Source organism: Pseudomonas sp. SWRI154, assembly GCF_014268645.1.
Taxonomy (GTDB): domain Bacteria; phylum Pseudomonadota; class Gammaproteobacteria; order Pseudomonadales; family Pseudomonadaceae; genus Aquipseudomonas; species Aquipseudomonas marvdashtae.
In genome coordinates this window covers 1-13,660 of the sequence record NZ_JABWQW010000030.1, presented here as the reverse complement: position 1 = coordinate 13,660, position 13,660 = coordinate 1, and the positions used below count along the sequence as shown (strand labels likewise).

At 60.9% G+C, this 13,660-nt stretch carries 11 protein-coding genes; 7 read left to right on the top strand and 4 right to left on the bottom strand.

Annotated elements, in window-relative coordinates; all coding sequences use genetic code 11:
• Positions 1-27: 27 nt before the first annotated feature.
• The 7 genes from pqqF to HU806_RS21820 all read left to right on the top strand — a co-directional run bounded on the left by pqqF (position 28) and on the right by HU806_RS21820 (position 7,674).
• A complete protein-coding gene (pqqF, locus tag HU806_RS21850) occupies positions 28-2,469 on the top strand; it encodes a pyrroloquinoline quinone biosynthesis protein PqqF (RefSeq protein WP_186614278.1) in 2,442 nt (813 codons plus the stop codon).
• 170 nt (positions 2,470-2,639) lie between these two features.
• Positions 2,640-2,714 (top strand): pyrroloquinoline quinone precursor peptide PqqA, encoded by a 75-nt coding sequence (gene pqqA / locus HU806_RS21845; protein WP_003177660.1) that lies wholly within the window; start codon positions 2,640-2,642, stop codon positions 2,712-2,714.
• A gap of 79 nt (positions 2,715-2,793) precedes the next feature.
• Entirely contained in the window at positions 2,794-3,705 is a 912-nt protein-coding gene (gene pqqB, locus HU806_RS21840) for a pyrroloquinoline quinone biosynthesis protein PqqB (protein WP_186614276.1), read from the top strand.
• A gap of 11 nt (positions 3,706-3,716) precedes the next feature.
• Positions 3,717-4,469 (top strand): pyrroloquinoline-quinone synthase PqqC, encoded by a 753-nt coding sequence (pqqC, locus tag HU806_RS21835; protein WP_186614274.1) that lies wholly within the window; start codon positions 3,717-3,719, stop codon positions 4,467-4,469.
• Entirely contained in the window at positions 4,466-4,741 is a 276-nt protein-coding gene (gene pqqD, locus HU806_RS21830; RefSeq protein ID WP_186614272.1) for a pyrroloquinoline quinone biosynthesis peptide chaperone PqqD, read from the top strand. Before pqqC ends, pqqD begins: the two co-directional genes overlap by 4 nt.
• Before the next feature lies 1 nt (position 4,742).
• Positions 4,743-5,882 (top strand): pyrroloquinoline quinone biosynthesis protein PqqE, encoded by a 1,140-nt coding sequence (gene pqqE, locus HU806_RS21825; protein WP_186614379.1) that lies wholly within the window; start codon positions 4,743-4,745, stop codon positions 5,880-5,882.
• Positions 5,848-7,674, top strand: coding sequence for an alpha/beta hydrolase family protein (locus tag HU806_RS21820; RefSeq protein WP_186614270.1), 1,827 nt, complete (start codon positions 5,848-5,850; stop codon positions 7,672-7,674). The genes pqqE and HU806_RS21820 overlap by 35 nt, the downstream gene beginning before the upstream one ends.
• 131 nt (positions 7,675-7,805) lie before the next feature.
• Here HU806_RS21820 and HU806_RS21815 read toward each other — a convergent pair whose 3' ends face one another.
• The 4 genes from HU806_RS21815 to HU806_RS21800 all read right to left on the bottom strand — a co-directional run bounded on the left by HU806_RS21815 (position 7,806) and on the right by HU806_RS21800 (position 13,390).
• Entirely contained in the window at positions 7,806-7,964 is a 159-nt protein-coding gene (locus tag HU806_RS21815; protein ID WP_186614268.1) for a YqaE/Pmp3 family membrane protein, read from the bottom strand.
• Positions 7,965-8,302: 338 nt separating this feature from the next.
• Positions 8,303-10,081, bottom strand: a complete 1,779-nt coding sequence (locus HU806_RS21810) for an acyl-CoA dehydrogenase C-terminal domain-containing protein (protein WP_186614266.1) — start codon at positions 10,079-10,081, stop codon at positions 8,303-8,305.
• A gap of 131 nt (positions 10,082-10,212) precedes the next feature.
• On the bottom strand, positions 10,213-12,009 hold the full coding sequence (locus HU806_RS21805) for an acyl-CoA dehydrogenase C-terminal domain-containing protein (RefSeq protein WP_186614264.1): 1,797 nt from the start codon (positions 12,007-12,009) through the stop codon (positions 10,213-10,215).
• Between the two features lie 91 nt (positions 12,010-12,100).
• Entirely contained in the window at positions 12,101-13,390 is a 1,290-nt protein-coding gene (locus tag HU806_RS21800) for a GGDEF domain-containing protein (RefSeq protein WP_186614262.1), read from the bottom strand.
• Positions 13,391-13,660 lie beyond the last annotated feature (270 nt).

Genomic DNA, 13,660 nt, shown 5'->3' with positions numbered 1-13,660 from the left:
GAGCAGATCTTTTTCCTGGAAGTGCTCATGCTGGCCGCCGATTCCCTTCATCCTCACACCGAAACCCTGGCCAACGGTCTGCAGGTGACATTACGTCATGTCTGCGGCCTCAAACGCTGCGCAGCGGTGTTGCGCGTGGCGGCCGGCAGTCACGATGCGCCTGAGGCCTGGCCGGGACTGGCGCACTTTCTCGAGCATCTTTTCTTCCTGGGGACAGAGCGCTTTCCCACAGGGCAGAACCTGATGGCCTACGTGCAGGGCCACGGCGGGCAAATCAACGCCCGCACCAGCGAACGCACCACCGATTTTTTTCTTGAATTACCGCCCGCCGCTATCGCCGGCGGACTGGAGCGACTGTCGGACATGCTCCGTCATCCGCGCCTGGACGAAGACAGTCAGTTGCGCGAGCGGGAAGTGCTGCACGCCGAATTCATTGCCTGGTCCCAAGACGCAGCAGCCCAGCGACAAGTTGCCCTGCATGACGGATTGTCGGCCGCTCACCCGCTGCGAGGCTTTCATGCCGGCAATCGCGACAGCCTGGCAGTGTCAAAGCCTGAATTCCAAACGGCACTGCAAGGTTTCTACCAGCGCTTCTATCAGAGCGGGCAAATGACCTTGAGCCTGGTCGGCCCGCAAGACATCGAGACCTTGGGTACGCTGGCCGCCACGTTTGCTGAAAGCGTGCCTGCGGGTAAAACGGTGGACAGGCAATTGCCGCCACCACTCATGGAGGCCTCCGAGCCCAGTTATCAACGCACTCGTGCGGGCGGGCGGGACATGCTGTTTGCCTTCGAACAACTGCCGGCCGCCTCGCCTCAAGCCCTGGATTTCTTGTGCAACTGGCTGAACACCAATAAACCGGGCAGCTTGTTGGCGCTGTTGCGCCAGCGCAGCCTGGCCGACAGCCTCAAGGCCACGCCGCTGTACGAATTTGCCGGCCAGGCGCTGTTGCACATCGAACTCAAGCTCGACAACGACCAAGTACCTGCCGATATCCAGCCTTTATTACGCGATTGGCTGGGGTTCTTAGCCGCCCACGACGATTGGGCGCCGTTGCGCAAGGAATTCAACGCACGGCTGCAACGTCGTCAGGAGACGGCAACAGCCCTGCAACTGGCTCGTGGGGACAGCGAAGGACGCGACGGGCCTCTATCGGAAGACGACTTGATGCGGCTCCGGGCAATCCTCACGCAATTGCACCCGGTGGATAACGTCGCCGGGCCATGGCAATTGCCGCCGCCCAACCCGTTCCTGCAAACAGCCAGCGAGCCGCCCCGCGCCGGCTTGATACGCGGCCAAACCAGCGCCCACCGTGGCTTGCGGACGTTTGCACAGGACCGCAGCCGAGGCCGGCGGGAACGCTCGCCGATGCAGTTCAGCCAGGCGCTGGCGGATGACACCCGTGAAAGTGCGGTGTATGTGCGCTGGCGATTGGCGACTCGGGCGCCGCTCTATCTTCAGTCCAGGCTCGACCAGCATCTGGCGGACTTGCGCGAAGACGCTCGGCAGGCCGGCGTGGACCTTGTCTTTGAACCTTGCGGCAATCAATGGCTGCTGAAAATGGTTGGCTTGCAGGCACCGATGCCGCTAGTGCTCGAACACCTCCTGACGAAGCTTGGGCAACCGCTGCCCCCCGCCCAGCCCGACAGCGACACGCCCTTGATACCGATTCGACACCTGTTGAAGGCGTTGCCGAATCATTGTCAGCCACATGCACAAGACCCGGCGTTGCCACGGCCCGACAGCGAACAAGGTATCTGGACAAGCGCCCGTTGGGATGGCCTGGCCATCGGACTCTCGGCCGCTACTCAGGCCGCCATGGGCCCTGCGCTGACCCGGGTTCCAGGCATCGCCAGTGAGGACGACCCGCCAGCCTTGGTGCAATCCCGCGGCTGCGTCTGGAACAGGCTTGAGACCCAGGGCGACGAATACGCCGTTTTGCTGTTTTGCCCCACACCGACCCAAGACTTGTCTGACGAGGCCGCGTGGCGGTTGCTTGCCCATCTCTGCCAGACGCCGTTTTACCAGCGCCTGCGAGTTGAGTTGCAATTGGGCTATGCCGTGTTCAGTGGCTTGAAGCAGATCAACGGCCAGACAGGCCTGTTGTTCGGTGCCCAATCCCCCAGCGCCTCGGCAGCGCAGTTGATTGCTCACATGGAGCAGTTCCTGGGCGAGTTGCCGGCGCTGATCGAACAGATCGATGATTCAAGCCTGGCCAGCCAGCAGCAAGCGCTGGCCCGCCAACTTGATAGCGCCGTGCTGCCCTGTGCACAAGCGGCGCAATTGCTCTGGCAAGGCAAACTGGCCGGACGTTCTTCGGACTATCTGCAGCTGCTGGCCGACGCCATCGTGCAGATGGAGCGCGAGCCATTGATAAACGCGGCCCGCCGCTTGATCAACGCGCAAGGAGGGTATTATTGCCTCAGCAACGAGCCGTCTCCGGGAGCCTCTTGGCAAGCGGCGCAGTGATCATTGCAGCCAGTGCAACGAGCTTTCTCAAAGAATCGCGGCGAACGAATTTGTCAGATTTAGTAACATAGGTGTTTAGGCATCTGAACATCTTCTGTCGGAGATGGACTATATGTATAGGTCCCAATAGTCCTAACTAACCCAAGCACCCCAACCAAAGGAGTATTCCCATGTCCTGGTCCAAACCCGCATATATCGATCTGCGTATCGGCTTTGAAGTCACCATGTACTTCGCCAGCCGTTAATGGCAGCAGGCGATCAGTACGCAACACAACGCCTCGGTCATCCGGGGCGTTTTTATTTCGGTTTGCAGATGGAGCGGCCATGTTCGTCCAGATTCTAGGTTCCGCCGCCGGCGGCGGTTTCCCCCAGTGGAACTGCAACTGCGCCAATTGCGCAGGTTTTCGCAACGGCAGCCTGCGGGCCCAGGCGCGCACCCAGTCGTCCATCGCGATCTCCGATGACGGTGTGAGTTGGGTGTTGTGCAATGCCTCCCCGGACATCCGCGCGCAGCTCCAGGGCTTCGCTCCGATGCAACCTGGCCGGGCCCTGCGCGACACTGGCATTGGCGCGATCATCCTGATGGACAGCCAGATCGACCACACCACCGGCCTGCTCAGCCTGCGCGAGGGCTGCCCGCATCAGGTCTGGTGTACCGACATGGTCCACGAAGACCTGAGCACCGGTTTTCCGCTGTTCAATATGCTGACTCACTGGAATGGCGGGCTGAGCTGGAACCGCATCGAACTGGACCAGAGCTTCACCGTCCCGGCCTGCCCGAACCTGCGTTTCACCCCGCTGCCGCTGCGCAGCGCCGCACCGCCCTATTCTCCGCACCGCTTCGACCCGCATCCGGGCGACAACATCGGGCTGATCGTCGAGGACCTGCGTACAGGCGGTAAATTGTTCTATGCCCCGGGCCTTGGAAAAGTCGACGCCCCGCTGCTGGAGATCATGGCCGGCAGCGACTGCCTGTTGGTGGACGGCACGATGTGGGACGACGATGAAATGCAGCGCCGTGGTGTCGGTACCCGCACTGGCCGGGAAATGGGCCACCTGGCACAAAATGGCCCGGGCGGCATGCTCGAAGTGCTGGAGCATTTGCCGAAGCAGCGCAAGGTGCTGATCCACATCAACAACACCAACCCGATCCTCGATGAAGACTCTCCCGAGCGGGCCGAGTTGGCGCGACGCAATGTCGAAGTCGCTTACGACGGTATGAGCATCGAACTGTAGGAGCGCCCGGAATGACTGACACACCATTGACCACTGCAGAATTTGAAGCCGCCCTGCGTGCCAAGGGCGCGTATTACCACATCCATCACCCCTATCACGTGGCGATGTATGAAGGCCGCGCCACTCGCGAACAGATCCAGGGCTGGGTCGCGAACCGCTTTTACTATCAGGTAAACATTCCGCTCAAGGACGCCGCGATCCTGGCCAACTGCCCGGATCGGGAAATCCGCCGCGAGTGGATCCAGCGCCTGCTCGACCATGACGGCGCGCCCGGCGAAGACGGTGGTATCGAAGCCTGGCTGCGGCTGGGCGAAGCGGTGGGCCTGGACCCCGATCAACTGCGCTCCCAGGAATTGGTGTTGCCGGGCGTGCGCTTTGCGGTGGACGCCTACGTCAACTTCGCCCGCCGCGCCTCTTGGCAAGAAGCCGCCAGCAGTTCCTTGACCGAACTGTTCGCCCCACAGATCCATCAATCGCGCCTGGACAGCTGGCCGCAGCATTACCCCTGGATCGACCCGACCGGCTACGAGTATTTCCGCACCCGCCTGGGCCAGGCCCGGCGCGACGTCGAGCATGGCTTGGCCATTACCTTGCAGCACTACACCACTCGTGCGGGTCAGGAGCGCATGCTGGAGATTCTCCAGTTCAAACTGGACATCCTCTGGAGCATGCTTGACGCGATGAGCATGGCCTACGAATTGAATCGCCCGCCCTATCACAGCGTGACCGGGCAGCGCGTCTGGCACAAAGGGATCTCCTTATGAGTTTCGATCGCAGCAAAACCCCTCGCTGGCGCCCGGGCTATCGCTTCCAGTACGAACCGGCCCAGAAAGGCCATGTATTGCTCTATCCTGAAGGCATGATCAAGCTCAATGACAGCGCGGCGCTGATCGGCGGCTTGATCGACGGGAAACGGGATGTTACGGCGATCATCGGCGAGTTGTCGACGCAGTTCCCCGACGTGCCGGAACTCGGTGACGACATCGAGCAATTCATGGAGGTCGCCCGTGCAGAGCACTGGATCGAACTTGCCTGACATCACCGGCCTGCCGCCCAAGCCGGACGTCGGCCTACCGCTGTGGTTGCTGGCCGAGCTGACCTATCGTTGCCCGTTGCAATGCCCGTACTGCTCCAACCCGCTGGACTTTGCCGAGCAAGGCAAGGAGCTCAGCACCGAGCAGTGGTTCAAGGTGTTTCGCGAAGCCCGGGAAATGGGCGCCGCGCAGTTAGGTTTTTCCGGTGGCGAGCCGCTGGTGCGCCAGGACTTGGCCGAGCTGATCGGCGAGGCGCGCAAGCTGGGTTTCTACACCAACCTGATCACCTCCGGCATCGGTTTGACCGAGCAGAAGATCAGCGACTTCAAGAAGGCCGGGCTGGATCACATCCAGATCAGCTTCCAGGCCAGCGACGAGCAGGTGAACAACCTCCTGGCCGGCTCGAAGAAAGCCTTCGCGCAGAAACTGGAAATGGCTCGGGCGGTGAAAGCCCACGGCTACCCGATGGTGCTGAATTTCGTCACCCATCGGCACAACATCGACAAGATCGACCGCATCATCGAGCTCTGCATCGCCTTGGAAGCCGACTTCGTCGAACTCGCCACCTGCCAGTTCTATGGCTGGGCACACCTCAACCGCGTCGGCCTGCTGCCTACTCGTGAACAATTGGTGCGGGCCGAACGCATCACCAACGAATATCGCGCCAAGCTGGAAGCCGAGGGCAATCCGTGCAAGTTGATCTTCGTAACCCCGGACTATTACGAAGAACGTCCCAAGGCCTGCATGAACGGCTGGGGCAGTATTTTCCTGACCGTCACGCCGGACGGCACGGCATTGCCATGCCACGGCGCCCGGCAGATGCCGGTGCAGTTTCCCAATGTGCGCGACCACAGCATGCAACACATCTGGTACGAGTCGTTCGGCTTCAACCGTTTCCGCGGTTATGACTGGATGCCCGAACCGTGCCGCTCCTGCGACGAAAAAGAAAAGGACTTCGGAGGCTGTCGCTGCCAGGCGTTCATGCTCACGGGCGACGCCAGCAATGCCGATCCGGTGTGCAGCAAATCCGCGCATCACGGGATGATCCTCCAGGCTCGCGAAGACGCCGAGCACGCCACTCAAACCATCGAGCAACTGGCCTTTCGCAATGAACGAAACTCGCGCCTCATCGTTAAGGGTTGAGCCCTTCAGCGCCGCCCAAGCCGTCGCGGCGGGCGTCGACTTTGCCGAACTGCAACTGGGGCATCAGGGACTGTTCTGGAATGAATACCGTCCCGAAGACGGCGCTTGCCGGATCTGGCAGTGGCAAGACGCCAAGGCCCGCTGCCTGACCCCGGACGGCTTCAGCGCACGCAGTCGGGTCTACGAATACGGCGGCGGATCATTCTGCCTGAGCGATGACGGCGTGCTGTTTGTCAACGAGGCGGACCAACAGGTGTACCACCAGGCGCTGGCGGGAGGGCCTCCGTTGGCTCTGACCCGGGGCGACTGTCGATATGGGGATTTGCGCTTCGCCGCCGGGCAGGTGCTGGCGGTGGAAGAACAGGCCAATCAGCATCGGTTGGTCTCGATCGGGCTGGGGGACCACCAGCGGCGCGTGCTGGCAGCCGGTGCTGATTTCTATGCCGCGCCGACGCAGAGCCCCGATGGCCTGCGACTCGCCTGGATCGAGTGGAGTCGCCCACACCAGCCCTGGACGGTGACGCGGCTGATGCTTGCCGAGCGCAACGCCACAGGTTGGGAAAAGCCGCGTTGTGTGGCAGGCGACAAGGACGAAGAGTCGATTCAACAGCCGCGCTTCGATGCGTCCAGTCGCCTCTATTGCCTGACCGACCGCGGCGGGTACTGGCAGCCCTGGGTTGAACGTGCCGGCGTTCTCGAGCCGCTGTCCGCCGTCGACGCCGATCACGGCCCCGCACCTTGGCAGTTAGGCGGTTGTACCTGGTTGCCGGTAGATGAAACCACTTACCTGGCAAGCTGGACCGAAGCCGGCTTTGGGCGGCTGGGCCTGCGCAGCGGCAGCGTGCTCGAAGATCTCACCGGCAGTTACAGCCGCTTTCGCAGCCTGGCGCTCGATGAGCAATTCGTTTATGCCGTTGCCGCCTCGCCGGTCAGCCCATCGGCAATCATCGTCATCGAACGGCAAAGCCGTGAAGCGGTGGTATTGGCGGGCGGCATCGCGCCATTGCCCACCGAGCAGATCAGTCGCCCTCAAACCCTGCGCTACCCTTCTGCCTCAAGTGAAGCCCACGGATTCTTTTATCCGGCCATGAACGCCGAAGAGCAACCGCCCTTGGTGGTGTTTATCCACGGCGGGCCAACTTCAGCTTGCTACCCGATGTTCGATCCGCGGATCCAGTACTGGACCCAGCGCGGCTTTGCCGTTGCCGACCTCAATTACCGCGGCAGCAGCGGCTACGGCCGCGCCTATCGGCAGGCACTGCATCTGGACTGGGGCGTAGCGGACGTCGAGGATGCCTGCGCGGTCGTTGCGTACTTGAACGAGCAAGGCCGGATCGATGGCCGTTGTGCATTCATTCGCGGAGGCAGCGCCGGTGGGTACACGACGCTGTGCGCCCTTGCGTTCCGTGATGTATTCCGTGCCGGCGCCAGTCTCTATGGCGTCAGCGACCCCATCGCCCTGGCCCATGCCACCCATAAATTCGAGGGAGACTATCTGGACTGGTTGATCGGCGACCCGCAACAGGACGTCGAACGCTACCGGGCCCGGACTCCGCTGCTGCACGCGGGAAGCATTCGCGCCCCGGTGATATTTTTCCAAGGCGAATTGGACGCGGTGGTCGTGCCACAGCAGACCCGGGACATGGTCAAGGCATTGGAGGACAACGGTGTCGCGGTCGAGGCGCACTATTACGCCGATGAGCGTCACGGCTTTCGCAAGGCTGCGAACCAGGCGCATGCGCTGGAGCAGGAGTGGTTGTTTTATCGCAAGGTGATGGACGCTGGTTTATGAAATGGCGAGTTTTTGTGGCGAGGGAGCTTGCTCCCGCTGGGCCGGTCCGACGCTTCGGGCGTAGCGGCCCCAAGCGCTTGCGACGGGAGCAAGCTCCCTCGCCACAGTAGATACGATCTCCGGCAGAGAACTCAGCGCTTGGCGATGATGTACACCGCATGCACGATGCCAGGGATATAACCCAACAGCGTCAGCAGAATATTCAGCCAGAACGCCCCGCCAAACCCGACTTGCAGGAAGACACCCAGCGGTGGCAGCAGAATGGCGATGATGATGCGAACGAAATCCATGGATAGCTCCTGAGACGATGGCCACATTGCCATATAGCCCATGGACACCTGACCACTCGTCAGGGTTCAGTGAGAGTCGACACAGAGACGGCCCGAACGGGCCTTTGGACAAGACAAAAAACGCGGCTAAAAGAAAACCCCGCCGAAGCGGGGCTTTGCAGACTGTTTCCCTGACATCCATTTCACTCCGCCTTCCTGGCAGAATCCTACGTGTCCGTGTTGTTACTTGCGCGTCCTGCGCTACGTCCATGGAAGCTAGATTAGCCCTGGATCCAATCGGCCGGTAGAGGGAAATCGCCAGCACGTCATGTAAGCATTTGCTTACATGACGTCACATTTCAGAATTGACCGGGTTCCAGCAGGAACAACGACTCGCTGCCGGCCTTCACCGAGGCGCTCAGGGAATGAATACGCGGCAGCAAGCGGGCGAAGTAGAATCGCGCCGTGCCCAGTTTGCTCGCGTAGAAGTCATCCTGGCCTTCCTTGCCCATGGCTGCTCTTGCCATCAAGGCCCACATGTAGGCATAGGCGGTGTAACCGAAGGCTTGCAGGTACTCCACCGAAGCCGCGCCAATCTCATTAGGGTTGTTTTTCGCCCGGTCCAGCAGCCACTCGGTCAACTCGTCCAAAGTGCCGACAGCATCGTTCAATGGCTGGGTAAACTCCGCCAGGTCGCTGCTCGCGGTAGCGGTGAAGTGACGGATTTCATCAGCGAACAATCTGTAGAACGCCCCGCCGGTGCCAACGATCTTGCGTCCAACCAGATCCAGCGCCTGGATACCGTTGGTGCCTTCGTAGATCTGGGTGATGCGAACATCGCGCACCAGTTGTTCCTGGCCCCATTCGCGAATGTAGCCGTGGCCGCCGAAAACCTGCTGGCCATGGACCGTGGTTTCCAGCCCGAGGTCGGTCAGGAAGGCCTTTGCCACTGGCGTCAGCAGGGCGACGAGGTCTTCGGCGCGTTTGCGGGTGGCCGGGTCTTCGCTGAACTTGGCGGTGTCCAGTTGCATCGCCACGTAGGTGGAGAATGCGCGACCGCCTTCGTTCGAGGCTTTCATGGTGAGCAACATGCGGCGCACGTCCGGGTGGACGATGATCGGGTCGGCGACCTTGTCCTTGTTTTGCGCGCCGGTAGGCGAACGGCTTTGCAGGCGATCACGGGCGTATTCGATGGCGTTCTGATACGAGCGTTCGCCGGTGGCCAGGCCTTGGATGCCAACGCCCAGGCGTTCGTAGTTCATCATGGTGAACATCGCCGCGAGGCCTTTGTTCGGTTCGCCAACCAGATAACCCACCGCTTCATCGAAGTTCATTACGCAGGTGGCCGACGCCTGGATGCCCATCTTATGTTCGATCGAGCCACAGTTGGCCGCGTTACGCGCGCCCAGGCTGCCATCGGCATTGACCATGAACTTGGGCACCAGGAACAGCGAAATGCCTTTTGGGCCCGCCGGTGCGTCGGGGAGTTTCGCCAGCACCAAGTGAATGATGTTTTCGGTCAGGTCGTGTTCGCCGCCGGTGATGAAAATCTTCGTGCCGCTGACTTTGTAGGAACCATCGGCCTGGGGCTCAGCCTTGGTGCGAATGATCCCCAGGTCCGTGCCGGCATGCGGTTCGGTCAGGCACATGGAGCCGGCCCAGATACCGGCGTACATGTTCGGCAGGTACGCAGCCTTCAATTCGTCGCTTGCATGGGCGTTGATCGACAGGCAGGCCCCGGCTGTCAGCATCGGATACAGGCCGAAGGAGAGGCTGGCGGAGTTGACCATTTCCTCGACCTGGGCCGACACAGCCTTGGGCATTCCCATGCCGCCGTACGCTGGATCACCACCGACACCGACCCAACCGCCTTCAGCGTAAGTCTTATAAGCCTGTGGGAAACCTGCCGGTGTGGTGACAGCGCCGTCGGCCCAGTGGCAACCCTCCTCGTCAGCCGCGCGGCTGAGAGGCGCGACGCTCTTGCTGGTGACCTTGCCGGCTTCTTCAAGGATCGCTTCGACAGTTTCAGCGTCTACGGTTTCGGCCAACGCCGGCAGTTGAGCCCAGAGTTTCGCGACCTCGAACACTTCATTGAGGACGAAGCGCATATCGCGCAGGGGCGCTTTGTAGTCAGCCATGGCAAACCTCGCAGGATCTAAACAATTGGTTCGTAGGAAAACGGCTCTCGCAGTGATCGGGAGTGTACCTCAACAACTTTTGAGACACATAGGGTCAACCTGTGACTTATCTTCAACTAACGGTCACAAACTCAGAGGGCAAACAGCTCCGCCGGCAACTTCATCAGGCAATCGCTTCCTGCCTCGATAGCGGCCCGATGAGCGGCTGTACGTGGCAGCAGACGCTTGAAATAAAACTCACAAGTCGCCAACTTGGCCCGGCAGAAATCTGCGTCCCCACTGCCATCATCCAGTTGCGATTGCGCCACCAGTCCCATGCGCAACCAAAGGTAGGCCAGGATGATGTAACCGCTGTACATCAGGTAATCCACCGAGGCGGCCCCCACCTCATCCGGGTTTTTCATAGCAGCCATGCCGACCTGGGTGGTCAGCTCGCCCCATTGCTGGTTGAGCCCGTCGAGCTGGGCAATGTAATCCTTGAGCTGCGGGTGTGCGGCGTTGGCCACGCACAACTTATGGACAATCTTCGTAAAGCCGCGCAGCAACTTGCCTTGGCTGCCCAGGACCTTGCGCCCCAGCAGGTCCAAGGCCTGGATGCCATTGGTGCCTTCATAGATCGGCGCGATGCGGCAGTCGCGCACCAGTTGCTCCATGCCCCATTCGCGAATGAAGCCGTGGCCGCCGAAGACCTGCATACCGTGGTTGGTCACCTCCAGGCCGGTGTCGGTCATGAAGGCTTTGCAGATCGGGGTCAGGAAGGCCAGCAGGTCTTCGGCTTCCTGGCGGGCGGTTTCGTCGCGGCTCAAATGCGCGGTGTCGAGCAACTGCGCAGTGAAATACGTCAGCGCACGGTTGCCTTCGTTGAAGGCTTTCATGGTCAACAGCATCCGACGCACATCGGGATGAACGATGATCGGATCGGCGACTTTTTCCGGCGCTTTGGGGCCGGTCAGCGAGCGCATCTGCAAACGATCGTTGGCGTACTTGATCGCGCCTTGGAAACTTGCCTCGCCGAGACACAGGCCCTGCATGCCAGTACCGAGGCGAGCATGATTCATCATGGTGAACATGCAGTTGAGGCCTTTGTTCGGCTCGCCGATCAGGAAACCCTTGGCCCCATCGAAGTTCAGCACGCAGGTGGCCGATGCCTTGATGCCCATCTTGTGTTCGATCGATCCGCAGGAAACACCATTGCGCTCGCCGGCCTCGCCCGTGGCGTCGGGGAGGAACTTGGGCACGATGAACAGCGAAATGCCCTTGGTGCCGGCGGGGGCCTCCGGCAACTTGGCGAGCACCAAGTGAATGATGTTGTCACTCATGTCGTGCTCGCCGGCGCTGATGAATATCTTGCTACCGGTCACCGCGTAGCTACCGTCAGCCTGGGGCACGGCGCGAGTCTTGATGATGCCCAGGTCCGTGCCGCAGTGGGCTTCGGTCAGGCACATGGTGCCGGTCCACTGGCCGGCGGTGAGTTTGCCCAGATAGGTCTGCTTCTGCTGTTCGGTGCCGTGGGCGTGGATGGCCGACATGGCGCCGTGAGTCAGGCCCGGGTACATGCCCCAGGACGTATTGCTGGAACCGATCATTTCGCTGATGACCAGACCCAGTGAACTGGGCAGGCCTTGGCCGCCATAGGCCGGATCCGCCGCCAGACCATGCCAGCCGCCTTCTACGTATTGTGCGAAAGCCTGCTTGAAACCTGTAGGCGTCGTCACGACGCCATTGTCGAAATGGCAGCCTTCTTCGTCACCTGGACGATTGAGTGGCGCCAGCACGCTTTCACAGAACCGGGCACCTTCCTCCAGGATCGCGCTGACCATGTCCGGGCTGGCATCGCTGGCGCCCAATTCGGCATAACGGCCATGGAAATCGAAGACGTGATCGATCAGAAAGCGCATGTCGCGCAGGGGGGCTTTGTACTCGGGCATGGTGGTTTTCTCCGGTAGCAGATCGTTTCAACCTACTGCCGGCGATCAAGGCCCACAATCACAGTCCAGACGCTGAATGCGCCGTCATCACTCAACCCGCGGCGGCCTCCATGCGCACCGCGCCGCGCCGGTTCTGCCCGAAGGCAATCACACAGTTACGCCCCGCGCCCTTGGCGTTATAGAGCGCCTGATCCGCCGACTTGAGCACCTCTTCGGGGGTGCGCTGGTCGATGCGCTCGGCCACTCCGATGCTGACCGTCACCGAGACGCTGGAGGCGCCAGTGCCGGCGCGACGCTGGCGACCCTGTTGATCGTCCTGGGGACGATTGTCAGGATTGCGCAGCTGAATGGCATACGTCTCGATGGACTGGCGGATGACTTCCAGATGGGGCATGCATTCATCGATGGTCTTGCCTGCGAATACCAGGGCAAACTCCTCACCGCCGTAGCGATATGCCCTACCGCCACCGCCGATCTTCGACAATTTGCTGGCGACCAGGCGCAGCACCTGATCACCCACGTCATGGCCGTGGGTGTCGTTGAATTTCTTGAAGTGGTCCACGTCGCTCATCGCCAGCACGTAGTTGCGTCCCAGCCGCTGCATGCGTTCATTCAATGCCCGACGGCCCGGGAGGCCGGTCAGCTCATCGCGGAAGGCCATTTGATAGGCCTCATGGGCAACCGCGGCGGCGATCATCAGCATCACCTGGCTGCACATGATGTTCAGGGTGAACGGCAAGATGAATGTCTTCGGCAGCATCCAGAACAGCCCCAGCAATCCCACCAGTTGCGCCGCGTGCAACGGACGCGGGTTGCGCCAGTATTGCCAGGCCAGCAGCAAGAACGCAGCGGCGAACACCGGGTAGGACAGTTGGATCAGGCTCATCCAGGCGCCGTGCAACGCCGGCCAGCGGATCTCCGAGAGCCACAGCAGCAAGGCTTGGGGAAAGCTCTGCTCCAAGGCCAAGGCCACGCCACCAAATGCCAGTAGCACCGCAAAACGCGCCACCATGTCTTGGAACAAGTGAGTACGCTCCTGCCACGCCGCGAACAGCCCGAACAACAGCGGTAACAACAGGCAGACAAGATGGAACACTACAGCCGCGTCTTCGCGGACCTTGCCGTTATCGCGGTAGAAATCGGTTTGGGTGTCCAGCAGGAAATAAGCGATGTACACCGTTGCCATCAGAAACAGTTCACGCTGACGTCGGTAAACCGCGCAGTACGCACCTCCCAAGAGCAGCACCAACGTGGGAAGCACGTTGAACAGGGAGGTGAAGAAAACGTTGAGGTCCTTGACGTAGGCAGCCGCCAGCCCCGCAAGCAATAGCACAGTCGACGGTAGGAAATGGCTGAAACGCATTGCAGAAAAACGCGGCAAGGGTAAAGCTCCGACCCGGCTGATCAAAGATGGCATTGTGCCTGCAACTGGATCATTAAGGCACGCGGGATGTGACGGATGTCACACTGCCATCGCTGTAACGGCAGAGGCGGGAGTTTTCTTAGGACGCCGTTGGATGAATATGTTTCAGCGTCTGCGTAGATCCTTGTGCGAGCGTGCATCGAGTAGGAGGCGGATTTACATCCGCCGTCCTCTCACACCACCGTACGTACGGTTCCGTATACGGCGGTTCAGGTTATACGGATAAAC

Coding starts and splice junctions, on each gene's coding strand:
- pqqF (WP_186614278.1), top strand. CDS start 28: ATGCTGGCCGCCGATTCCCTTCATCCTCACACCGAAACCCTGGCCAAC.
- pqqB (WP_186614276.1), top strand. CDS start 2,794: ATGTTCGTCCAGATTCTAGGTTCCGCCGCCGGCGGCGGTTTCCCCCAG.
- pqqC (WP_186614274.1), top strand. CDS start 3,717: ATGACTGACACACCATTGACCACTGCAGAATTTGAAGCCGCCCTGCGT.
- pqqD (WP_186614272.1), top strand. CDS start 4,466: ATGAGTTTCGATCGCAGCAAAACCCCTCGCTGGCGCCCGGGCTATCGC.
- HU806_RS21820 (WP_186614270.1), top strand. CDS start 5,848: ATGAACGAAACTCGCGCCTCATCGTTAAGGGTTGAGCCCTTCAGCGCC.
- HU806_RS21815 (WP_186614268.1), bottom strand. CDS start 7,964: ATGGATTTCGTTCGCATCATCATCGCCATTCTGCTGCCACCGCTGGGT.
- HU806_RS21810 (WP_186614266.1), bottom strand. CDS start 10,081: ATGGCTGACTACAAAGCGCCCCTGCGCGATATGCGCTTCGTCCTCAAT.
- HU806_RS21805 (WP_186614264.1), bottom strand. CDS start 12,009: ATGCCCGAGTACAAAGCCCCCCTGCGCGACATGCGCTTTCTGATCGAT.